General features: G+C 69.0%; 18 protein-coding genes. 12 read left to right on the top strand and 6 right to left on the bottom strand.

Annotated features, from left to right (window positions below; translation table 11 throughout):
* Positions 1 to 95: 95 nt before the first annotated feature.
* From WJU27_RS20540 to WJU27_RS20515, 6 genes are all read right to left on the bottom strand, one after another.
* Positions 96 to 587 (bottom strand): TspO/MBR family protein, encoded by a 492-nt coding sequence (locus WJU27_RS20540; RefSeq protein ID WP_020165666.1) that lies wholly within the window; start codon positions 585 to 587, stop codon positions 96 to 98.
* A complete protein-coding gene (locus WJU27_RS20535; protein WP_341423268.1) occupies positions 584 to 1,753 on the bottom strand; it encodes a geranylgeranyl diphosphate reductase in 1,170 nt (389 codons plus the stop codon). Before WJU27_RS20535 ends, WJU27_RS20540 begins: the two co-directional genes overlap by 4 nt.
* A 2-nt stretch (positions 1,754 to 1,755) precedes the next feature.
* Positions 1,756 to 3,120 carry a BCD family MFS transporter gene (locus WJU27_RS20530; protein WP_341423267.1) on the bottom strand — a complete coding sequence of 455 codons (1,365 nt, stop codon included), beginning with the start codon at positions 3,118 to 3,120 and terminating at the stop codon, positions 1,756 to 1,758.
* 1 nt (position 3,121) lies between these two features.
* A complete protein-coding gene (gene chlG / locus WJU27_RS20525) occupies positions 3,122 to 4,003 on the bottom strand; it encodes a chlorophyll synthase ChlG (RefSeq protein WP_081629107.1) in 882 nt (293 codons plus the stop codon).
* A 161-nt stretch (positions 4,004 to 4,164) separates the two neighbouring features.
* The gene (ppsR, locus tag WJU27_RS20520) at positions 4,165 to 5,577 is read right to left on the bottom strand and encodes a transcriptional regulator PpsR (protein WP_232416067.1); all 1,413 of its coding nucleotides are present in this window, start codon (positions 5,575 to 5,577) and stop codon (positions 4,165 to 4,167) included.
* 105 nt (positions 5,578 to 5,682) lie between these two features.
* Entirely contained in the window at positions 5,683 to 6,579 is an 897-nt protein-coding gene (locus WJU27_RS20515; protein ID WP_341423266.1) for a cobalamin B12-binding domain-containing protein, read from the bottom strand.
* A gap of 401 nt (positions 6,580 to 6,980) precedes the next feature.
* On the opposite strand from WJU27_RS20515, the gene bchF reads away from it, so the two are divergent.
* From bchF to puhE, 12 genes are read left to right on the top strand one after another with little or no spacing between them, the layout of a single operon-like run.
* Positions 6,981 to 7,502, top strand: coding sequence for a 2-vinyl bacteriochlorophyllide hydratase (gene bchF / locus WJU27_RS20510; protein WP_020165672.1), 522 nt, complete (start codon positions 6,981 to 6,983; stop codon positions 7,500 to 7,502).
* Positions 7,499 to 8,779 (top strand): ferredoxin:protochlorophyllide reductase (ATP-dependent) subunit N, encoded by a 1,281-nt coding sequence (locus tag WJU27_RS20505; protein WP_020165673.1) that lies wholly within the window; start codon positions 7,499 to 7,501, stop codon positions 8,777 to 8,779. The genes bchF and WJU27_RS20505 overlap by 4 nt, the downstream gene beginning before the upstream one ends.
* An 11-nt stretch (positions 8,780 to 8,790) precedes the next feature.
* Positions 8,791 to 10,374, top strand: coding sequence for a ferredoxin:protochlorophyllide reductase (ATP-dependent) subunit B (gene bchB / locus WJU27_RS20500; protein WP_341423265.1), 1,584 nt, complete (start codon positions 8,791 to 8,793; stop codon positions 10,372 to 10,374).
* Positions 10,349 to 14,125 (top strand): magnesium chelatase subunit H, encoded by a 3,777-nt coding sequence (locus WJU27_RS20495; protein ID WP_341423264.1) that lies wholly within the window; start codon positions 10,349 to 10,351, stop codon positions 14,123 to 14,125. Before bchB ends, WJU27_RS20495 begins: the two co-directional genes overlap by 26 nt.
* Positions 14,126 to 14,156: 31 nt before the next feature.
* Positions 14,157 to 15,083: a ferredoxin:protochlorophyllide reductase (ATP-dependent) iron-sulfur ATP-binding protein gene (gene bchL / locus WJU27_RS20490; protein ID WP_020165676.1), complete on the top strand. Its 927-nt coding sequence runs from the start codon at positions 14,157 to 14,159 to the stop codon at positions 15,081 to 15,083.
* A gap of 2 nt (positions 15,084 to 15,085) precedes the next feature.
* Positions 15,086 to 15,781: a magnesium protoporphyrin IX methyltransferase gene (bchM, locus tag WJU27_RS20485; RefSeq protein WP_020165677.1), complete on the top strand. Its 696-nt coding sequence runs from the start codon at positions 15,086 to 15,088 to the stop codon at positions 15,779 to 15,781.
* The gene (locus tag WJU27_RS20480) at positions 15,778 to 17,232 is read left to right on the top strand and encodes a BCD family MFS transporter (RefSeq protein ID WP_020165678.1); all 1,455 of its coding nucleotides are present in this window, start codon (positions 15,778 to 15,780) and stop codon (positions 17,230 to 17,232) included. The genes bchM and WJU27_RS20480 overlap by 4 nt, the downstream gene beginning before the upstream one ends.
* A gap of 25 nt (positions 17,233 to 17,257) precedes the next feature.
* On the top strand, positions 17,258 to 18,028 hold the full coding sequence (gene puhA / locus WJU27_RS20475; RefSeq protein ID WP_020165679.1) for a photosynthetic reaction center subunit H: 771 nt from the start codon (positions 17,258 to 17,260) through the stop codon (positions 18,026 to 18,028).
* Positions 18,025 to 18,735, top strand: coding sequence for a photosynthetic complex putative assembly protein PuhB (gene puhB, locus WJU27_RS20470; RefSeq protein ID WP_341423263.1), 711 nt, complete (start codon positions 18,025 to 18,027; stop codon positions 18,733 to 18,735). Before puhA ends, puhB begins: the two co-directional genes overlap by 4 nt.
* 10 nt (positions 18,736 to 18,745) lie before the next feature.
* Positions 18,746 to 19,216, top strand: a complete 471-nt coding sequence (puhC, locus tag WJU27_RS20465; RefSeq protein ID WP_341423262.1) for a photosynthetic complex assembly protein PuhC — start codon at positions 18,746 to 18,748, stop codon at positions 19,214 to 19,216.
* Positions 19,213 to 20,289, top strand: a complete 1,077-nt coding sequence (acsF, locus tag WJU27_RS20460) for a magnesium-protoporphyrin IX monomethyl ester (oxidative) cyclase (protein ID WP_341423261.1) — start codon at positions 19,213 to 19,215, stop codon at positions 20,287 to 20,289. Before puhC ends, acsF begins: the two co-directional genes overlap by 4 nt.
* Positions 20,290 to 20,294: 5 nt before the next feature.
* Positions 20,295 to 21,089 carry a putative photosynthetic complex assembly protein PuhE gene (gene puhE, locus WJU27_RS20455; protein WP_341423260.1) on the top strand — a complete coding sequence of 265 codons (795 nt, stop codon included), beginning with the start codon at positions 20,295 to 20,297 and terminating at the stop codon, positions 21,087 to 21,089.
* Positions 21,090 to 21,266 lie beyond the last annotated feature (177 nt).

Genomic DNA, 21,266 nt, shown 5'->3' with positions numbered 1-21,266 from the left:
TCGCGACAACGCCTTCAATTGCTTGAGTTTAACGCCTGCATGCTACGGCAAGTCGCTTGCCGGCACACGTGACCGGCGTCAAAAAGTGCGGCGCGTCAGCCAAAGGGGGCATTCAGGCGGACGATGGACAGATTCAGCGCTGCCGCAAACGCGACCCACACCGCATACGGCAGCAAAAGCGCGGCCGCACGTGCGGACCATGGTCGCAGGCGGACCATCAGGAACACCACCGACAGCCACAGCAGCACGACTTCGGCCAGCGCCCAGTCGGGACGGCGCAGATGGAAGAACAGCGCACTCCACAGCACGTTCAGGCCACCGTTGGCGGCGAACATCGCCAGCAACTGGCGACGCCCTCGCGCGTCCGGCGCATGGCGCCAGCCGAGCACACCGGCGGCGGCGGCAAGACCGAAGATGAGGGTCCAGGCCGGCCCGAAAGCCCAGTCCGGCGGCTGCCAGGAGGGTTTGGCGAGCGCACGGTACCACTCGCTCAGATCGGTCATGGCACCGCCCAGGCCGGCCACCGCAAGCGCGGCAAGTGCAGCGACGGCCACCGGCTTCCAGCGCGTGGCCGTCCGGGCATTCATGGCGACACGATGCCGCAGAGGTGCGCGAGGTCCTTGAAGAAGATGCGCATGTGCGCCAGCGGCCGCGCGCGGACCAGCCGCTTGTGCATATAGGCCTGCCAGGTGAGCTGCTGCACGTCGGGATCGCGGCAGATGCTGACGAAGCGTTCGCGCCGCTTGTCGCTCGCGTACCAGAAGCGCTGCATGATGCCGAGCACCATGAACACGCGGCCGTGCGCCTTCATGAAACGCTTGCGCGCCAGCCTCAGCGCGCGCGCATCGCCGGTGACCAGATAGGCATCGACCGCCTCGGCCGCCAGCCGGCCGCCACTGAGCGCGTAATAGATGCCTTCGCCCGACGCCGGCGCGACGACGCCGGCCGCGTCGCCGGCCAGCACGACGTCACGCCCGTTGTCCCAGCGCCGCAGCGGGCACATCGGAATTGGCGCGCCTTCGCGGCGAACGGTGCCGGCGGCGCCGAGGCCGGCGCTGTCGCGCAAGGCGCTGACGCCGCCGCGTATCGAGAAGCCCTTGCGCGCCGAGCCGACGCCAACACTGACCGTGTCGCCGTGCGGGAACACCCAGCCGTAGAAATCGGGCGACAGCCGGCCCTGGTAATAGACATCGCAGCGGCTGCCGTCGAAACCGGTCTGCGGCGCGCGCACGATCTCGTGGTAGGCGAACACGCAGGGCACCTGGTCGGCGCCCGGCACACACTGCCGGCCGACCGCCGACAGCGCACCGTCGGCGCCGATGATGGCGCGGGCACGCACGCAGCGTTCGCCCTGCTCGCCGACGCGGTAATGCACGACAGCCGAGCCGGCACCGTCGCGGCTCACCCGCTGAAAGCTGCCGGTGCGCCGATGCGCGCCGGCGAGTCCGGCACGCTCGCGCAGGTATTCGTCGAACTGCTCGCGATCGACCATGCCTACGAAACCGCCGTCGATCGGCATGTCGACCTCGCGCCCGCTGGGCGCCACCATGCGTGCCGAACGGGCACGGGCGACCAGCAACTCATCCGGAATGCGGAACTCCTCGATCGCCTTCGGCGGTATCGCGCCGCCGCAGGGCTTGATCCGCCCGCCGCGATCGAGCAGCAGCACCGCGTAGCCGCGGCGCGCCAGATCGGTCGCCGCGGTGGCCCCGGCGGGCCCGCCGCCGACCACCACCACATCGTAGTTTTCCATGATCAGGCCTCTCCTTCCGCGCGTGGCATCAGCGGCAGCGGCGCAGCCGGCGCACGCGCCGCCACGGTCGCCGGCTGCAGGCCGGAAATCCGCATCGCCATGGCGGCCGATACGATGAACAGCAACGCCTCGCCGGCGAACACCAGCGCGTAGGCGACGCCCGGCTCGGCGATCAGGGCGCGCGTCAGATCGACCGCGACAGTGCCGGCGAAGCCGCCCAGTGCGAAGGCGATCGCCTGCGCCGCACCCCACAGACCCATGCGCACGCCCTCGCGACCGGCGCCGCCCTGGCCGGCCAGGCGCATCATCGACGCGATCGCCGCCACCGCGAACGCGCCATTGGATACGCCGAGCAGGAACACGGTTTCGCGCAAGGGCCAACCCTGGCCGCTGAAGCCGGCAGCGGTCAGGCCCGCCAGCGCGCAGGCCGAGGCGATGCAGCCGCCGATGATCCACAGCCGCAGCGAGCCGATCTGCCGCCCGCCGAACACGGTGCCGGTCAGCGCCACCAGCAGCATGCCGGCGAACACGCCGCCGTGCTGCAGACCCGACAACTGGGTCGACTGCCCGGGCGAGTAGCCGAACACAGTGCCGGCAAAGGGTTCGAGTATCAGGTCCTGCGCGCTGTAGGCGAGCATGGACACGAAGACGAACAGTGTAAAAAGCCGCGCATGCGACTCGCCCCAGACCTGGGCCAGTGCAGCGCGGAATGGGGTGCCTTTGGGAGGAGAGTGCGGCAGCCCCGTCGAAACCGGTTTGGTTGCGGGGCTGACGCCCTCGACGCCGCGCACGGCGACGAGTGCAAGCATGAAGGCGCAGACCGAGGTGCCGGCAACGACCTGCAACAGCCGCTCGCCGGAGAACGGATCGAGCAGCTTGCCGGTGATGCCGGCCGTCACGGCGAAGCCGAGAATCATCATCATCCAGACGATGGTGGCGGCGGCCGCACGGCGGCCGTCGTCCACGCGCTTGGCGAGCAGCACCAGCAGCGAGGTGCCGGCGGCGCCGACACCGACGCCGATCAGCATGAAGGCAAGCACCGCCAGTGCGACACCGGCGACGAAGTGGTCGGCCATCAGCACGGTGGCGAGCGCGGCCAGCGTGCCGCCGGCGGCAAGCACCGCCATGCCGCCGATGATCCAAGGCGTGCGCCGCCCACCCAGATCCGAACCGTGCCCGAGGCGCGGCCGCAGCATCTGCACCGCGTAATGCAGCGCCACCAGGATGCCGGGCAGCATGGCCGGCAGAGCCAGTTCGACCACCATGACGCGGTTCAGCGTCGACGTGGTCAGCACGACGATGGCGCCGAGCGCGGTCTGCACCAGACCGAGGCGGAAGATGCCGATCCAGCCGAGGGCATGGTTCATGTCAGTCGCCTCCGAGCGCGCGCAGCGCGAAGGCGCTCACCAGCATGCCGAGCACGTAGAGCGTAATGCCGGTGCCGTTGTACCAGGGCGCGCGAGCGCGCGGGTCGTCCAGCAGCCGGGACATCAGCATCAGCTGGGCACCGAGCAGCATGCCCACCAGCGCAGCATGCGCCGGCGCCCCCCAGTGCGCGAGCAGCGCGACGACGACGACCTGCGGCACCGCCATCACCCAGCAGGCGACCCGACCGGCGCGCGCAACGCCCAGTTGTACCGGCAGCGAAGCGATGCCCATGCGGCGGTCGCCATCGACCGACTTGAAGTCGTTCAGCGTCATGATGCCGTGCGCGCCGGCGCTGTACAGACCGGCCAGCAGCAGACTGCGCAGGTCGGGCATGGCGCCGCCGGCCATCACCGCGGCACCGGTGACCCAGGCCAGTCCTTCGTAACAGAGCGCGCAAGCACTGTTGCCCCACCAGCCGTTGGCCTTCAGCCGCAGCGGCGGCGCGCTGTAGGCCCAGGCCAGCAGCAGGCCAAGCGCGGCGGCGGCAAAACCCCAGGGACCGAGCGCGGTCGCCACCAGCAGCGACAGCACCGTCCAGACGACGGCGATATAGAGGCCCCAGTGACCCGGCATGCGACCGGATGGAATCGGACGCTGCGGTTCGTTGATCGCATCGACGTGACGGTCGAACCAGTCATTCACCGCCTGGCTGGTCGCGCAGACCAGCGGCCCTGCCAGCAGCACGCCGAGCAGCACGACCTGCCAGCGCTCTCCGGCCGGCAGGCCGGAGGCAACGACGCCACAACCGAAAGCCCACATCGGCGGAAACCAGGTGATGGGCTTCAGCAGTTCGGCAACGGCAGAGAGGGCTGGACGAGTCATGAGCTAACAGTAGGCTTGACACACGAGAGCGTCAAGACAAACTTACACTCAGCCAGTCCATTTTGATTGACACCGGCCGCAAGGCCGCCGCCCGTGCCTCACGACAGTTCCGCGCGGACGCGATCGGCGGGGCCCGGCCCGGCCGACCGACCCGCTTCGGATCACTCCTCGCCCGGCTCCTGCCCGCCGTCGTCGCCCTGATCGGCGTTGAGATCGCCGATGCCATAGCGGCGCAGCTTCACGTACAGGCTCTGCCGGCTCAGGCCGAGCATTTCGGCCGCCGACGCGCGGTTGTCGTGCGTCATGTCGAGTGCCGCCTCGATGCACAGCTTCTCGATCAGATCGGTCGATTCGCGCACCAGATCCTTCAGCGACACGCGCCCAACCAAGCCGGTCAACTGCTCGACCGAACGCGGCATCTCGCGGCTGATCCGCGGTTCCGGCTCGATGCGGCGGCTGACGCCGCGCACCGTGAAACCGATGCACGGACGCTCACCGCGGTCCACCGCGACCGCCGACACCTCGACGTCGACGTCCGAACCGTGCTCGCCGCGCAGCACGGTCGAAAACAGGCGGATCGAACCGTGCTGGCGCACGTTCACCATCAGCACCTTGAAATCGACACCGGGACGGCCGAGCCAGCGTTCGAGCGACTGCGTGCGTGCCTGCTCGATGCTCGCCAGCTGGGCGAGATCGACGAAGGCCTGGTTGGCGGTCAGGATGACGCCGTCCTCGCCGGTCAGCACGAAGGCGTCCGGCACCATTTCGACCGCATCGGCCACCGACATCCGCTCGCCGGATTCGGTGCCGGAGGCACCGACCTGCGACAGCCGCACCAGATACAGCGATGTTGCGTCCTGTCGCACCAGCGAAGCGGCCACCAGCCAGTCGCTGCCGCCCGGCCCACGCACGCGGACGTCGTCGGAACGACCGTTGGCACGCACCGCGGCGAACAGCCCCTGCACCGCCTGGTTGCCGGCGTCGTCCAGCCCTTCCGGGAAATTGCGCCCAACCACACTGCGCGCGTCCTCACCCAGCATCCAGTTGGCGGCGGCATTCGCCTCGACGATGCGCTGGCTGACGGTATCTACCACCAGCACCGCTTCCGACGTCATCTGGAACAGCAGGCGGTAGCGCGCCTCGAGCTGGCGCAGGCGCGCGTAGTCGCGCTCGATCGACTGCTGCGCGTCCACCAGCCGCTGCTGCAGCATGGACAGCGCCGTCAGGTCGCGGCCGAGGGCGACGACGGTGCCGTCGTGGCCGATGCGCACGGTCGAGTAAAGCAGCGGCAGATCGCTGCCGCCCTGCACCGGATGATTGACGTGCCGTGCACGGCGGCTTTCGCCACTGGCGGCGTCCTGCAGCAGCGCCTCGACCTTGGGGCGGCTTTCGACCGTCACCACCTCGGTCCACCGGCGCCCCAGCCAGCGCGCGCCGGCTTCGGGCAGCAGCGCGCCGTCGTTGAATGCAAGGTCGCGGATGACGCCCTTGTCGTCGAGCAACAACGCAACGTCGGAGGCGGCGGCAATAAGTCGTGCAGCCGACTCGGCATCGACGCCATGTAACAAACCCATCGGCGAATCAAAAGGCTTCACCGTCAACCTTCCCGCATCGGCGTCCATTTTCGCGATCTGATCGCGCCCCTGCTCCGAACCCAATCGATACCCTCCAGAAACTGATCACCCATGCGCAAATCGCACAGGCAGCAATGCCTCGGCCACATCGACCGCGGCACTCGCATCGCGCGCCGTCGCGTCGGCGCCGACCAGCGGCACCCACTCCGGCCGGCTGGCGAAGATCGGGCCGCCGACCATCACCACGATGTCGCGTTGCAGCGACACGCGGCGAGCGGCGGTGATCCACTCCGCCAGTTCGTCGAAGCGCGTTTCGCTGCCGAGTGACACGCCCACCAGATCGAAGCGCTCGGCGCGCAGCAGGCGCAGCGCTTCGCCGCGCGGACCCGGTGTGTCGAGGCGCACGTCCCAGCGGCGCTGGCGGAAGAAGTCGGCCACCATGGCCATGCCGAAGGTGTGCTGCTCCCCCGGCAAGGTGGCGAGCAGCACGCGGCGGCCTGTCTCGCCCGAATGCAGATCGCTGCGGAAACTCGGGCTGACGTCGTGCAGCACCTGCTGGATCCGCCACAGGCCGAGCGTGACCTGAGTGAAATCGCACAGATCCGCTTCCCACAATTCGCCGAGCCGACGCGCCGCCGGTGCCAGCAGGTCCAGACAGATGACCCGTGGCTCGACGCCGCGGGCGCGGATCGCCTGCACGCAGCTGCGTACGACGCCGGCGTCCTGTGCCAGCACGAGATTGGCGAACTCGTGGATTTCGCGCGCCGAGATGGTTGTTGCGCTGACCCCGGCCGGCGGCAGATCGACCAGATCACCGTGCGCCAGCATCAGCCGCGGAATGATTTCCGCCTCTATCGTCTGCGCCAGATCACCCAGCCAGTCAGGGGCAGCGAACACCGGCGGGCCGATCGGCGGCCCGCCGAACTGACTGACCCCGCCCTGCTCCTGCGCGGACAAACCCTCACCCGACATCTGCGCCCTGCGGGCGCTTCGCTGCGTCATCCCGGCCATCTTCCTGCCTCCTTGGGTCTTTTTGTCGTGCCCCGGCCGTGTCGGATGCGCCCCCGGTGGACGCCCCATGGATGCGGACGGGCTTTACGGCTGCTGCGGGTGGTGAACCCAGTGTCCGTGGTGGCACTGACGACGAGGGTGAGCAAGTCTCTGGGCAGGAAGGCGGGGTTCGAATCTGTCTGCAGAACTGGACGCCAACATTGTAGGAATAGAGCGCGGCACCCCGCACTGTCAAGTTAACTTGTCAATTTTGATGACGCGCCAGCCGGAACGGGCCTCTGGACCACGCGCACTGTCATCCGGTCGATGTAATTTCGTCGTGACGTCAATTTACATTGACACTTTGTCCCCAGCCGTCTAGATTCGATTACGAGGACAGAGGAGACGCGACGATGCGCAACAGAGAGGCCTCACCGGCGATGCGGCACACACCGCTTTACACGCCGGAGGAACGCCGCCGGCGGGACGAATCACCCTGGACCCTGGTTCAGGGGGTGCTGGCGCCGGTGCAGTTCGTCGCCTTCGCGATCAGCCTCGTGCTCGTGCTGCGCTATCTGTGGTCCGGCGAGGGCCTGCAGGCTGCAACCTGGTCGGTGGTGATCAAGACCCTGCTGCTGTACGCGATCATGGTCACCGGCTCGATCTGGGAGAAGGCGGTGTTCGGCGTCTGGCTGTTCGCCCGCCCCTTCTTCTGGGAAGACGTATTCAGCTTCGCGGTGCTGGCGCTGCACACCGCCTATCTGGTCGCACTGGCGACCGGCACGCTGGACGGAACCGGCCTGATGTGGCTGGCGCTGGCGGCCTACTTCACCTACGTCATCAACGCCGGACAGTTCCTGCTCAAGCTGCGCGCCGCGCGGCTCGACACGGCGAGTCCGGCGGCCGGCAACCACGGCGCGGTGGTGCAGGCATGAGCAATCTGCACGACATTCCGATCGCCACCCGCAGCGGCTGCGACGAGCGCCCGGTGCTGCGCGAACGCGGCCAGCGCGAGGTGTTCTGCGGTCTGACCGGCATCGTGTGGCTGCACCGCAAGCTGCAGGACGCCTTTTTCCTGGTGGTCGGCTCGCGTACCTGCGCCCACCTGATCCAGTCCGCCGCCGGCGTAATGATCTTCGCCGAACCGCGCTTCGGTACAGCCATCCTGACCGACCGCGACCTGGCCGGCATGGCCGACGCCAACGACGAACTCGACCGCCTGTGCGTCACGCTGCTCGAACGCCGGCCGGAAATCCGCACGCTGTTCCTGGTCGGCTCCTGCCCGTCGGAAGTGATCAAGCTCGACCTCGCGCGTGCCGCCGAGCGGCTCAACGCCCGGCTGCTGCCGCAGGTGCGCGTGCTGAACTATTCCGGGTCCGGCATCGAAACCACCTTCACCCAGGGCGAAGACGCCGCGCTGCGCACCTTCGTGCCGCTGATGCCGCACACCGACGCGCGCCAGCTGATGGTGGTGGGCTGTCTGCCGGACATCGTCGAGGACCAGTTCCGCCGCCAGTTCGAACAGCTGGGCATCGCCAACGTCGTATTCCTGCCGGGCCGCCGCGCGGCCGACGTGCCGGCGATCGGTCCGAACACCGACCTGCTGCCGGCCCAGCCCTTCAATGGCGACACCGTGCGCGCACTGGTCGCCCGCGGCGCCCGGCTGCTGCGCGCGCCCTACCCTTTCGGCGCCGAAGGCACGACCGCCTGGCTGCAAGCGGCCGCCCGCGCCTGGGGCGTAACCCCGGCCGCATTTGACGCGGTGACCGGCCCGGCGCGTGCGCGCACCGAAACGGCACTGGCACGGCAACGCCCGCTGCTGGCCGGGCGCAGCCTGTTCATGCTGCCCGACTCGCAGCTCGAACCTTCGCTCGCGCGCTTCCTGCACCGCGAACTGGGCATGCGACTGATCGAGGTCGGCACGCCCTTTCTCGATCGCCAGATGGTCAGTGAGGAACTGGCGCTGCTGCCGGAGGACATCGTGCTCAGCGAAGGCCAGCACCTCGATCGCCAGCTCGACCGCGTGCGCGCCGCCCGCCCCGACCTCACCGTATGTGGCCTCGGCCTGGCCAACCCGCTGGAGGCCGAGGGGCTGGCCACCAAATGGTCGATCGAACTGGTGTTCTCGCCGATACACGGCTACGACCAGGCGGGCGACCTGGCCGAACTGTTCGCCCGCCCGTTCGCGCGCCGCGCACGGCTGGCCGTCTGAAGGGGCACGCGATGCAGCTCACGCTCTGGACCTACGAAGGACCGCCGCACATCGGTGCCATGCGCATCGCCACCTCGATGCGCGACCTGCACTACGTGCTGCACGCACCGCAGGGCGATACCTATGCCGACCTGCTGTTCACGATGATCGAGCGGCAGGACCGCCGGCCGCCGGTCACCTACACCACCTTCCAGGCACGCGACCTCGGTGGCAGTACCGCCGAGCTGGTGAAGGCAGCAGTGGCCGAGGCTTTCGAGCGTTTCCGTCCGGCCGCGCTGCTGGTCGGTGACTCCTGCACCGCCGAACTGATACAGGACCAGTCCGGCGCGCTGGCCGCCGGCATGCAGCTGCCGATACCGGTGGTGGCGCTGGAACTGCCCGCCTATTCGAAGAAGGAAAACTGGGGTGCCGCCGAAACCTTCTATCACCTGACGCGCACGCTGCTCGCCGACCAGGTGCCCGCGCCCGAAAGCAAGCGCCCGGCGCGTGACCCGGCACGCCGGCCGCGCGCCAACCTGCTCGGCCCGACCGTGCTCGGCTTCCGCTGTCGCGACGACGTGACCGAAATCCGCCGCCTGCTCGACGCGCTCGGCATCGACGTAAACGTTGTGGCGCCGCTCGGCGCCTCGGTCGACGATCTGCGCCGCCTGCCGGATGCCGACTTCAACATCGATCTCTACCCGGAAGTATCGCGCACGCTGACCGGCTGGCTGAGCCGCAGCTTCGGCATGCCGGCCACGCGGACCATTCCGATGGGCGTTGGCGCGACGCGCGACTTCATCGCCGAAGTCGCCGCCCTGGCCGGCGTCGATCCGTCGCCGCTGCTGGCCGCCGAAACGCCGGGCGCCGCCGGCCGTGGCAGCTCGGCCTCACGCCAGCCCTGGTATGCGCGCTCGGTCGACTCGACCTATCTGACCGGCAAGCGGGTGTTCATTTTCGCCGATGCCACGCACGCCATCGCGGCCGCGCGCATCGCCGCCGAAGAGATGGGCTTCACCGTGGTCGGCCTCGGCTGCTACGCGCGCGACTTCGCCCGTGACGTGCGCGAGGCGGCGGCGCGTTACGGCGTCGAGGCGCTGATCAGCGACGACTACCTCGAAGTCGAAAAGGCCATCGCCGCCGCCGCGCCCGAACTGGTGCTCGGCACGCAGATGGAGCGCCACATCGCCAAGCGGCTGGGCATCGCCTGCGCCGTCATATCGAGCCCGATCCACGTGCAGGACGTGCCGGCCCGCTACAGCCCGGTGTATGGCTTCGAAGGCGCCAACGTGCTGTTCGACAGCTGGGTGCATCCGCTGGTGATGGGGCTCGAAGAACACCTGCTGCAGATGTTCCGCGACGACTTCGAATTCAACGATGCCGCGCCCGCCTCGCACCTGCCTGCCGTCGCCGCACAGACGATGGCGGTGGCCGAACTGGGCATGAGCGACGACGCCCCGGCCTGGACCGCAGACGGCGAACGCGAACTGAAGAAGATTCCGTTCTTCGTCCGCGGTAAGGCGCGCCGCAATACCGAAAGCTACGCCCGCAGCCGCGGACTGAGCACCATCACGGTGGAGACGCTCTACGATGCAAAAGCTCACTTCGCGCGCTGAGCCCTCGACCGCCGATGCCACGCCCATACGCGTGGTCATCGTCACGATGGACACCCACCTGGCCAGTGCCACCGAGCGCGCACGCAGCGCGCTGCGGCGCGAACTGCCCGGTCTGGAACTCGAGGTGCACGCCGCCTCCGAATGGAGCGACCGGCCGGAGGCACTGGCGCGCTGCGAAGCCGCAATCGGCGCCGCCGACATCGTCATCGCCACCATGCTGTTCATGGAGGATCACTTCCGCCCGGTACTGCCGGCGCTGATCGCGCGCCGCGAGCACTGCGACGCCATGGTGTGCGCGATGTCGGCCGGCGAGGTCGCGCGGCTCACCCGCATCGGCCGCTTCGACATGAGCGCGCCACCGAGCGGACCGATGGCACTTCTCAAGCGGCTGCGCGGCAACGCCGGCAAGGGCGGCAGCAGTTCCGGCGAACGGCAGATGCGCATGCTGCGCCGCCTGCCCAAGCTGCTGCGCTTCATTCCCGGCACCGCACAGGACGTGCGCGCCTACTTCCTGACGCTGCAGTACTGGCTGGCCGGCTCACAGGACAACGTCGCCAACATGGTGCGCTTCCTGATCGACCGCTACGCCGACGGCCCGCGCGCCCACCTGCGCGGCCGCATGAAACCGGGCGCACCGTTCGACTACCCCGAAGTCGGCGTCTATCACCCGCGCATCGCCCAGCGCATCGCCGAGCAGGTCGCCGCGCTGCCGACTGCGCCGGAAGCGCGCGGTACGGTCGGCGTGCTGCTGATGCGTTCCTACCTGCTGGCCGGCAACGCCGCCCACTACGACGGCGTGATCGCCGCGCTGGAGGCGCGCGGCCTGTCGGTCATCCCCGCCTTCGCCACCGGCCTGGACGCACGGCCGGCGGTCGAGCGCTTCTTCATCCGCGACGGCCGCGCCGTGGTCGACGCGGTGGTGTCGCTGACCGGCTTCTCGCTGGTCGGCGGCCCGGCTTACAACGACGCGAAGGCGGCCGAAGACCTGCTGGCAAGACTGGACGTGCCCTACCTCGCCGCCCACCCGGTCGAGTTCCAGACGCTGGAACAGTGGGGTGCTTCCGAGCGCGGCCTGCTGCCGGTCGAGAACACCATCATGGTGGCCATTCCGGAACTCGATGGCGCCACCAGCCCGATGGTATTCGGCGGCCGTTCGGCCGGAGCCGGTGGCACCTGCGAGGGCTGCGCACGCCGCTGCAGCTTCCCGCCCAGTGAAGGCGGACGCGACATGCACGTGTGCGCCGAGCGCGCCGACATGCTGTCCGACAAGGTGGCGCGGCTGATCGCGCTGCGCCGCGCCGAGCGCGCGCAGCGGCGGGTCGCGGTCGTGCTGTTCAACTTCCCGCCCAATGGCGGCGCGGTCGGCACCGCCGCCCACCTGTCCGTCTTCGCCTCGCTGTACCGCACGCTGGGCGCGCTGAAGCGCGAGGGTTACCAGATCGACATGCCGGCCAGCGAGGCGGCATTGCGCGACGCGCTGCTGACCGGCAATGCCGAGCGCTTCGGCGCACCGGCCAACGTGCATCACCGGATACCGGCGGACGAACACGTGCGGCGCGAAACCTGGCTGGGCGAGATCGAGGCGCACTGGGGACCGGCACCGGGCCGCGACCTGAGCGATGGCCGTCACCTGTTCGTGCTCGGCGCCCGGTTCGGCAACGTGTTCGTCGGCGTGCAGCCGTCCTTCGGCTACGAAGGCGACCCGATGCGCCTGCTGTTCGAACAGGGTTTCACGCCGACGCACGCCTTCTCCGCCTTCTACCGCTGGCTGCGCGAGGACTTCGCCGCGCATGCCGTGCTGCACTTCGGCACCCACGGTGCGCTCGAATTCATGCCGGGCAAGCAGGCAGGTCTGTCCGGCGCCTGCTGGCCGGACCGCCTGATCGGCGCGCTGCCCAATCTCTATCTGTACGCATCGAACAATCCGTCCGAGGGCGCGCTGGCCAAGCGCCGATCCGGCGCCACGCTGATCAGCTACATGACGCCTCCGGTCACTCAGGCCGGCCTGTACGCCGGACTGGCCGAAATGAAGGTGTCGGTCGAACGCTGGCGCGCACGCGAACCGGGCAGCGAGCGCGAGGCACCGGCACTGGCCGCGCTGATCCAGGCGCAGGCGGCGGCGCTCGAACTGAGCGCGGCGACACCGCCGTGGACCGACGCCGAAGCCGCCATCGCGACGCTCGGTCTGCAGATGCATGAACTGGAGCGCACGCTCATCCCCTGCGGTCTGCACGTGGTGGGCGAAGCGCCGACAGAAACCGAACGCGCCGACCTGCTGCACGCGGTCGCCCAGGCCGGTCACGGCATCGAGCTGCCGCGCACCATGATTGCCGCCGTCATGCGCGGCGACAGCCCGGAGCGCATCCGCAGCGCAGGCAATCTGGCCGATGACGACGGCACGCGCGCACTGATTGCCGAACTGACGAAAACGAACAGCCTGCTGGCCAAGGACCACGAGGTCGATGCGCTGGTGCACGCTCTGGACGGCCGCTTCGTGCGTCCGGCCCCCGGCGGAGATCTGCTGCGCACACCGGCGGTGCTGCCGACCGGCCGCAACCTGCACGGCTTCGACCCTTTCCGCATCCCGAGCGCCTTCGCCGTCATCGATGGCGCGAAACAGGCGGCCCGCCTGCTTGCCCGCCACACCGACGACGGTCACCCCTTCCCGGAATCGATCGCCATGGTGCTGTGGGGCACCGACAACCTGAAAAGCGAGGGCGGGCCGATCGCGCAGGCGCTGGCGCTGATGGGTGCGAAGCCGCGCTTCGACAGCTACGGCCGCCTGGTCGGCGCGCAGCTGCTGCCGCTGGAAGAACTGGGCCGGCCGCGGGTCGACGTCGTGATCACGCTGTCCGGCATCTTCCGCGACCTGATGCCGCTGCAGATCCGCATGCTGGCCGAAGCCGCCTTCCTTGCCGCCAGCGCCGACGAGCCGCTGGCGCACAATTTCATCCGCAAGCACGCGCTGGCCTTCCAGGCCACCAACGGCTGCGACCTCGAAACCGCCGCGCTGCGCGTATTCGGCAATGCCGAAGGCGCTTACGGCTCGAACGTGAATCACCTGATCGAGAACAGCCGCTGGGACGACGAGGACGAGCTGGCGGAAACCTATACCCGCCGCAAGGGCCACGCCTACGGCCGCAGCGGCCGGCCGGTTGCCCGCAGCGCGCTGCTCACAAGCGTGCTGGCCGACGTCGAACTGGCCTACCAGAACCTCGAGTCGGTCGAACTGGGCGTGACCACGGTCGACACCTATTTCGACACGCTGGGCGGCATCTCCCGCGCGGTGCGCCGCGCCCGCGGCGCCGACGCCGCGGTGGCACCGGTCTATATCGGCGACCAGACCCTGGGCGAAGGATCGGTGCGCACGCTGGACGAACAGGTGGCGCTGGAGACGCGCACCCGCATGCTGAATCCGAAGTGGTACGAAGGCATGCTGGCGCACGGCTACGAAGGCGTGCGCCAGATCGAAGCGCACATCACCAACACCATGGGCTGGTCGGCCACCACCGGCCAGGTGTCGCCCTGGGTGTACCAGCAGCTGACGCAGACCTTCGTGCTCGACGAAAAGATGCGCAGCCGGCTGGCCGAACTGAACCCCACCGCCGCCGCCAAGCTCGCCAACCGGCTGATCGAGGCGCACGACCGACGTTACTGGCAGCCGGACGACAGCGTGCTCGCGCGCCTGCGCGAAGCCGGCGACGAACTGGAAGACCGCCTCGAAGGCGTGTTCCAGCGGGCCAGCGCATGAAGCACCTCACCCACCTTTCCAGGGCCGCACCGTGAATACAGTCACCACCACCCATGTCCCGCTGTCGTCGCTGAAGACGCGCCGCGGCCCTTCGCATCCTGACGGCGAAGGCAGCGTGCAGGTGCATCAGGACCCGGCGCTGCGCATCGGCACCGCCAAGGTGTTCGCCGTCTATGGCAAGGGCGGCATCGGCAAGAGCACGACATCGTCCAATCTGTCGGTCGCCTTTTCCAAGCTCGGCAAACGCGTACTGCAGATCGGCTGCGACCCCAAGCACGACTCGACCTTCACGCTGACCAAGTCGCTGGTGCCGACGGTGATCGACATTCTCGAGACCGTCGATTTCCATTCCGAAGAACTGCGGCCGGAGGACTTCGTGTTCCCCGGCTACAACGGCGTCATGTGCGTCGAAGCGGGCGGCCCACCGGCTGGTACCGGTTGCGGTGGCTACGTAGTCGGCCAGACGGTGAAGCTGCTGAAGGAGCACCACCTGCTCGACGAAACCGACGTCGTGATCTTCGACGTGCTCGGCGACGTGGTGTGCGGCGGCTTCGCTGCCCCGCTGCAGCACGCCGACCGCGCGCTGGTGGTGACCGCCAACGACTTCGATTCCATCTTCGCGATGAACCGCATCGTCGCCGCCATCCAGGCCAAGTCGAAGAACTACAAGGTGAGGCTGGGCGGCGTCATCGCCAATCGCAGCAACGCCACCGACCAGATCGACCGCTTCAACGAGCGGGTCGGCCTGAAGACCATGGCGCAGTTTCCCGACCTCGACGTGATCCGCCGCAGCCGGCTCAAGAAAGCCACGCTGTTCGAGATGGATCCGACGGTCGAGGTCGAGGCGGTGCAGCACGAATACCTGCGGTTGGCCGCCTCGCTATGGGCCGGCACCGATCCGCTGGAATGCGCGCCGATGAAGGACCGCGACATTTTCGACCTGCTGGGATTCGACTGATCATGGACAGCTCCTACCTCGAACGCCGTGGCGAGATCGCCACCTATTTCGACCGCACCGCGGTGGACGCTTGGAAGCGACTCACCTCGGACGCACCGGTAGGCCGCATCCGCGCCACCGTGCGCGCCGGCCGCGATCGCATGCGCGCCACGCTGCTCGACTGGCTGCCCGACGATCTGAGCGGCTGCCGCCTGCTCGACGCCGGCTGCGGCACCGGCGCGCTGGCGGTCGAGGCGGCGCGCCGCGGCGCCCATGTGGTGGCGATCGACCTGTCGCCGACCCTGATCGGACTGGCGCGCGAACGCATGCCACACGGCCTGGCCGGCCACATCGACTTCCGCTCGGGCGACATGCTGGACCCCGCGCTCGGCCACTTCGACCACGTGGTGGCGATGGATTCGCTCATCCACTACCGTCCGCGCGATGCCGTGCGGGTGCTGTCGGGCCTGGCCGCGCGCACCGCCGCCTCGCTCATGTTCACCTTTCCGCCCAGCACGCGCGCACTCGATGCGATGCACTTCGTCGGTCGCTTCTTCCCGCGCGGCAACCGCGCGCCGGCGATCGAACCGGTACGCGAAGCGGTGCTCGGCCGGCTGATCGCCGAGGAGGACGGCCTGCGCGCGATGGCACCCCTGCGCAGCGAACGCGTCGCCAGCGGCTTCTACACCTCGCAGGCGATGGAACTGGTGCGCACATGAACGCACCGCGCAGAGGGCTCGGCCTGCCCGCACTGAACGCCCGCGCCGCACGGCTGTGGACCGGTGTCGGCACGCGCTTCCTGCCCTTTGCCGACGCCGCCAGCGAGGCGCTGCCGCTTGGCCGCCTGCTGCGCCTGTCGCTGTTCCAGGTGTCGGTCGGCATGGCTACCGTGCTGCTCATCGGCACGCTGAACCGGGTCATGATCGTCGAGATGGGCATGGCGGCCTGGCTGGTCGCCGCGATGGTGGCGCTGCCGCTGCTGTTCTCGCCCTTTCGCGCCCTGCTCGGCTACCGCTCGGACACCCACCGCTCGGCGCTCGGCTGGCGCCGCGTGCCCTATCTGTGGATGGGCACGCTGGTGCAGTTCGGCGGACTGGCCATCATGCCTTTCTCGCTCATCCTGCTGTCCGGCGATACGCGTGGCCCCGAATGGGTGGGTCAGGCCGGTGCCGCGCTGGCCTTCCTGATGGTCGGCGCCGGCATGCAGACGGTACAGACCGCTGGCCTCGCGCTCGCCACCGATCTCGCGCCGCCGGCGGCACGGCCGCGCGTGGTGGCGCTGATGTACCTGATGCTGCTGGCCGGCATGGTGGGCAGCGGCGTCGCATTCGGTCTGCTGCTCGCGGACTTCTCGCAGCTGCGGCTGATCCAGGTGATCCAGGGATCGGCCCTGGTGACCATGGCGCTGAACATCGCCGCGCTGTGGAAGCAGGAGGCGCGCAGCGCGCGCAGCACCGACGCGCCGCGCCAGCCCTTCCGCGCGATATGGCAGCAGTTCTCGACGCACGCGCGTGCCACCCGCTACCTGCTGGCGCTCGGCCTGGGCAGCGCCGCCTTCAGCATGCAGGACATCATTCTCGAACCGTATGGCGCCGAGGTACTGGGCATGGGCGTCGGCGCCACCACCGCACTGACCGCGCTGATGGCCTGCGGCGCGCTGGCCGCCTTCGCCTTCGCGGCACGCACGCTGGCGCGTGGCGTCGATGCCTGCCGCGTCGCCGCCTTCGGCGCGCTGATCGGCATCGTCGCCTTCTCGACCGTCGTGTTCGCCGAGCCGCTGCAGTCGACCGCGCTGTTCCGCGGCGGCGTCGGCCTGATCGGCTTCGGCGGCGGACTGTTTTCGGTCGGCATGCTGACCGCCGCAATGGGCCTCGACAGCGGCGGCATGAACGGGCTGGCGCTCGGCGCATGGGGTGCGGTGCACGCCTGCAGCACCGGCCTGGCGATCGCCCTCGGCGGGGCGCTGCGCGACCTCGTGTCGACGCTGGCAACCGCCGGCGCGCTCGGCCCGGCACTCGCCTCGCCGGCCACCGGCTACAGCTTCGTCTATCACTGCGAAATCTATCTGCTGTTCGCCAGCCTGGTCGCACTCGGACCACTGGTGCGCAGCGCCCCGCGCGCGCCGGTCCCGGCCAGCGCGAAGTTCGGACTGGCCGATTTCCCCGGCTGAACATCCATCACACAGGAGAATGACCATGGAAACCGGCGCCATCACCCAGTACTTCGACGTCGCACAGATCGTGCTGTACGTCTTCTGGATATTCTTCGCAGGGCTGATCTACCACCTGCACCAGGAGAGCAAGCGCGAGGGCTACCCGCTGGAATCGGACCGTTCCGACAGCATCCGCGTGCAGGGCTTTCCGCCTATCCCCGACCCCAAGACCTTCCGCCTGCAGGACGGTCGCACGGTGACCGTGCCCAATGACTTCAGGTCGCCGCAGACGCTGAAGGCCACGCCCAGCGGCAACTGGCCCGGCGCTCCGCTGGACCCGACCGGCAACCCGATGCTCGACGGTGTCGGCCCCGGCGCCTGGGCCGACCGCGCCGACCTGCCCGATCTCACCTTCGACGGTTCGCTGCGCATCGTGCCGCTGCGCGACGCGCCCGACTACGACGTCGCGCACCAGGACACCGACCCGCGCGGTCTGCCGGTAATCGGTGCCGACGGCGCACAGGGCGGCGTGGTGCGCGACCTGTGGGTGGACCGTTCGGAAGCGATCTTCCGCTACCTCGAACTCGACGTGCCGGCAGGCGGTGGCACGCGTCGCGTGCTGCTGCCGATGAACTTCTGCCGCGTCGGCGAACGCGCGGTCAAGGTGGCGTCCATCCTCGGCCACCAGTTCGCCAGCGTGCCGCAGCCCAAGGCGGCCGATCGCATCACGCTGCTGGAAGAGGAAAAGGTGATGGCCTACTACGGCGGCGGCACCCTGTACGCCGAAGCGTCGCGCAAGGAACCCCTGCTGTGAGCGGCCTGCGCGCAGTCCGCCACGACGGCCACGAACACGAGTTCGAAGCCGCGCCCGGCCTGCCGGAGCGGCTGCCGTCAGACGAAACCCTGCTCTGGCAGGGTGGCCCGGACTGGAAGCAACTGGCACGCGAGCGCTTCCACGTGCGCGCGCTGGCGCTCTACTTCGCAGTCATCCTCGCGCTGCGCGCCGGTTTCGTCGTCGCCGACGGCGGCAGCTTCGGCGACGCAGCCAGTGCCGTGCTGATGCTGCTGCCGCTGGTGCTGGCCGCGCTCGGCATGATGACGCTGCTGGCCTGGCTGAGCGCGCGCACCACGGTCTATACGATCACCGACCGGCGCGTCGTCATGCGCGTCGGCATCGTGCTGAGCCTCACCTTCAACCTGCCGCTGAACCGGATCGAGGCGGCCGGGCTGAAGCTCACGCGCAAGGGGCACGGCAACATTCCGCTGCTGCTGGCCGCGCCCGATCGCATCGCGCTGCTGCACCTGTGGCCGCATGCCCGTCCGTGGCGGGCCGCCCGGCCGGAGCCGATGCTCTGCTGCATCGCCGACGCCGCCCATGTCGCCAGCCTGCTGACCGATGCTTGGCAGGCCGCGCGCAGCGACGCGCCGCAGACGGCTCCCGCAGCGGTCGCGCAGAGGGCCGATGCGCCGGCGCCGCGTGCCCGCCGCACCGGTCGCGCACCGCAGCTGGCCACTCACTGAGGAACGCGGCATGAGCGCACACACCGAAGCCGCACTGCCGCGTTGGCCGCTGCTTGCCATTGGCCTGATGCTGGCCGGCGTGCTGGCCACGGTGGCGCTGGTCCGTCTGTCCGGGACGCCGATCGCGACGCCGGACGCCGCTGCGGTCGCGGTACGTGAGCTGCGCTTCGAGGACAGGCCGGACGGCAGCATCGCGGTGATCGATGCGCGTACCGATACGCAGATCGACTCCTTCGTCGGCGAACAGGGCTTCGTGCGCGGCACCTTGCGCGGCCTGGTGCGCGAGCGCCGCCGTCAGCAGATCGGGCCGGAACAGCCGTTCTCGCTGATCGCCCGCGCCGACGGCCGGCTCACACTGGTCGATCGGAGCACCGCGCGCCGCGTCGACCTCGAATCCTTCGGCCCGGTGAACGCCGGCGCCTTCGGCCGGCTGCTCGACGCCGGTCGCCCCACCCTGCATGCATCGGGAGCACAGCCATGAGCACTGCCACACAGCCTGCGCCGCAGGTCGCCGTTTCCGCCGAAGCCACCGACAAGGCGCGCGTCAGCACCATGCTGAGCCCGCGCTTCTACACCACCGATTTCGCCGCGATGAACCGCCTCGACGTCGGCCCGGTGCGCGCCGAGTGGGACGCGATGATGCTGGAGTACGAAGGCGACAACAATCACGACCACTTCCAGCGCAGCGCCGATTTCGGCGAACAGATCCGCGACCTGCCGCCGGCGCTGCACCAGGAGTTCATGGACTTCCTGATCAGCTCGATCACCTCCGAATTTTCCGGCTGCGTGCTGTACAACGAAATAAAGAAGAACGTCGACAACCCGGACATCAAGGCGCTGATGGCCTACATGACGCGCGACGAGGCGCGCCACGCCAACTTCCTGAACATGTCGCTGAAGGACTACGGACTGGGCGTCGATCTGGGCAGCCTGAAGCGCACCAAGCGCTATACCTTCTTCAAGCCGAAGTACATCTTCTACGCCACCTATCTGTCGGAGAAGATCGGCTACGCACGCTACATCACCATCTACCGTCAGCTCGAACGCCACCCCGAACTGCGCTTCCACCCGATCTTTCGCTGGTTCGAGCGCTGGTGCAACGACGAATTCCGGCACGGCGAATCGTTCGCCCTCATCCTGCGCGCCCAGCCTCACCTGCTGCGCGGCGCCAATCTGCTGTGGGTACGCTTCTTCCTGCTCGCGGTGTACGCGACGATGTATGTGCGCGACCACATGCGGCCGCAGCTGCACCAGGCCATGGGGCTGGAGGCCGACAGCTACGACTACGCGGTATTCCGCATCACCTCGGACATTTCCAGGCAGGTGTTCCCGCTGACGCTGGACACCGACAGCCCGTCCTTCCGCGCTGGCCTCGAACGGCTGTTTGCGCTGGCCCAGGCAAACGAGGCGGCGAAGCAGCAGGGCGGCATCACCGGTCTGTTCAAGCGCGGCGCCTGCGCAGTGGCCGCCTTCGGCACCTTCGTCCGCCTCTACCTGCACCCGGTCAAGCCGAACGCGGTGCCGGACGACGTGCGCATGTCGCCGGCCTGGTGAGCGCGATGGACGGCGCCCTGCCCGGCTGGGCGCTGCCCCTGCTCTACGCGCTGGCGCTGTGGTGGGCGGCCACCGGCGCCATCCTCTATCTGGACGGTCTGCCGCGACGCACCTTCCGCCTCAGCATGACGGTGGCCAGCGTGCTGGCGATCGCCGCGCTGGCCGGCCTGCAGCACAGTGCGCAGCTCGACAGTGCCCTCGGCAGCTACTGCGGCTTCACCAGCGCGCTGGTGGTGTGGGGCTGGATGGAAATGAGCTTCCTGATGGGCTGGGTGACCGGCCCGCGCAAACACGCCTGCGCCGCAGGTTGCGACGGCGTCGCGCATTTCCGTCACGCGACCGAGGCCATCATCCACCACGAACTGGCCATCGCCGGCGGCGCGTTGCTGATCTACCTGCTCACGCTGGACGCCGCCAATGCGACCGCGCTGCACAGCTATCTGCTGCTCTGGGGCATGCGGCTGTCGGCCAAGCTGAACCTGCATTTCGGCGTGCGCAACTTCAGCGAGGAATTCCTGCCGCCGCACCTGCTCTACCTGAAGAGCTTCTTCCGCCGGCGCCGCATGAATGCGCTGTGGCCGCTGTCCATCGTCGCCGGTAGCGTGCTCACCGGCGAGCTGATCGGTCACGCCGCCGCGGCCGCACCCGGCAGCGCCGACGCCGTGGCCCTCACCCTGCTCGCCACGATGGCCGGCCTGGCCGTGGTTGAGCACCTGTTCATGGTGCTGCCGCTGCCGTTCAACGCGATCTGGAACTGGGGGCTGAAATCTCGCGCTCGGGAAGAGGTGAAGCCGCTCTGACCGCGGGAGCGACCTCTGGTCGCGATGCGGCGATTGCGGACCGCCCAGACCGCTATCGCGAGCAAGCTTGCTCCCACAGAAACCTTGCCCATGCTGCCGACGCGGCGCGTTCTTGTGGGAGCGGCCCTGGCCGCGACAGGGCTTTCGCTGTCCGCCGGCTCCGATCAAGGTCGATGT

The organism is Methyloversatilis sp. NSM2, assembly GCF_038066675.1.
Taxonomy (GTDB): Bacteria; Pseudomonadota; Gammaproteobacteria; order Burkholderiales; family Rhodocyclaceae; genus Methyloversatilis; species Methyloversatilis discipulorum_A.
This window is presented reverse-complemented; position numbering and strand designations above follow the sequence as displayed.

Bases quoted from the DNA above. Each gene is read 5' to 3' on its own strand.
- bchB (WP_341423265.1), top strand. From the start codon at position 8,791: ATGCAGCTCACGCTCTGGACCTACGAAGGACCGCCGCACATCGGTGCC.
- bchF (WP_020165672.1), top strand. From the start codon at position 6,981: ATGCGCAACAGAGAGGCCTCACCGGCGATGCGGCACACACCGCTTTAC.
- WJU27_RS20515 (WP_341423266.1), bottom strand. From the start codon at position 6,579: ATGACGCAGCGAAGCGCCCGCAGGGCGCAGATGTCGGGTGAGGGTTTG.
- chlG (WP_081629107.1), bottom strand. From the start codon at position 4,003: ATGACTCGTCCAGCCCTCTCTGCCGTTGCCGAACTGCTGAAGCCCATC.
- puhE (WP_341423260.1), top strand. From the start codon at position 20,295: ATGGACGGCGCCCTGCCCGGCTGGGCGCTGCCCCTGCTCTACGCGCTG.
- WJU27_RS20505 (WP_020165673.1), top strand. From the start codon at position 7,499: ATGAGCAATCTGCACGACATTCCGATCGCCACCCGCAGCGGCTGCGAC.
- WJU27_RS20540 (WP_020165666.1), bottom strand. From the start codon at position 587: ATGAATGCCCGGACGGCCACGCGCTGGAAGCCGGTGGCCGTCGCTGCA.
- bchM (WP_020165677.1), top strand. From the start codon at position 15,086: ATGGACAGCTCCTACCTCGAACGCCGTGGCGAGATCGCCACCTATTTC.
- puhC (WP_341423262.1), top strand. From the start codon at position 18,746: ATGAGCGCACACACCGAAGCCGCACTGCCGCGTTGGCCGCTGCTTGCC.
- WJU27_RS20530 (WP_341423267.1), bottom strand. From the start codon at position 3,120: ATGAACCATGCCCTCGGCTGGATCGGCATCTTCCGCCTCGGTCTGGTG.
- WJU27_RS20495 (WP_341423264.1), top strand. From the start codon at position 10,349: ATGCAAAAGCTCACTTCGCGCGCTGAGCCCTCGACCGCCGATGCCACG.
- WJU27_RS20535 (WP_341423268.1), bottom strand. From the start codon at position 1,753: ATGGAAAACTACGATGTGGTGGTGGTCGGCGGCGGGCCCGCCGGGGCC.
- WJU27_RS20480 (WP_020165678.1), top strand. From the start codon at position 15,778: ATGAACGCACCGCGCAGAGGGCTCGGCCTGCCCGCACTGAACGCCCGC.
- puhA (WP_020165679.1), top strand. From the start codon at position 17,258: ATGGAAACCGGCGCCATCACCCAGTACTTCGACGTCGCACAGATCGTG.
- ppsR (WP_232416067.1), bottom strand. From the start codon at position 5,577: ATGGGTTTGTTACATGGCGTCGATGCCGAGTCGGCTGCACGACTTATT.
- acsF (WP_341423261.1), top strand. From the start codon at position 19,213: ATGAGCACTGCCACACAGCCTGCGCCGCAGGTCGCCGTTTCCGCCGAA.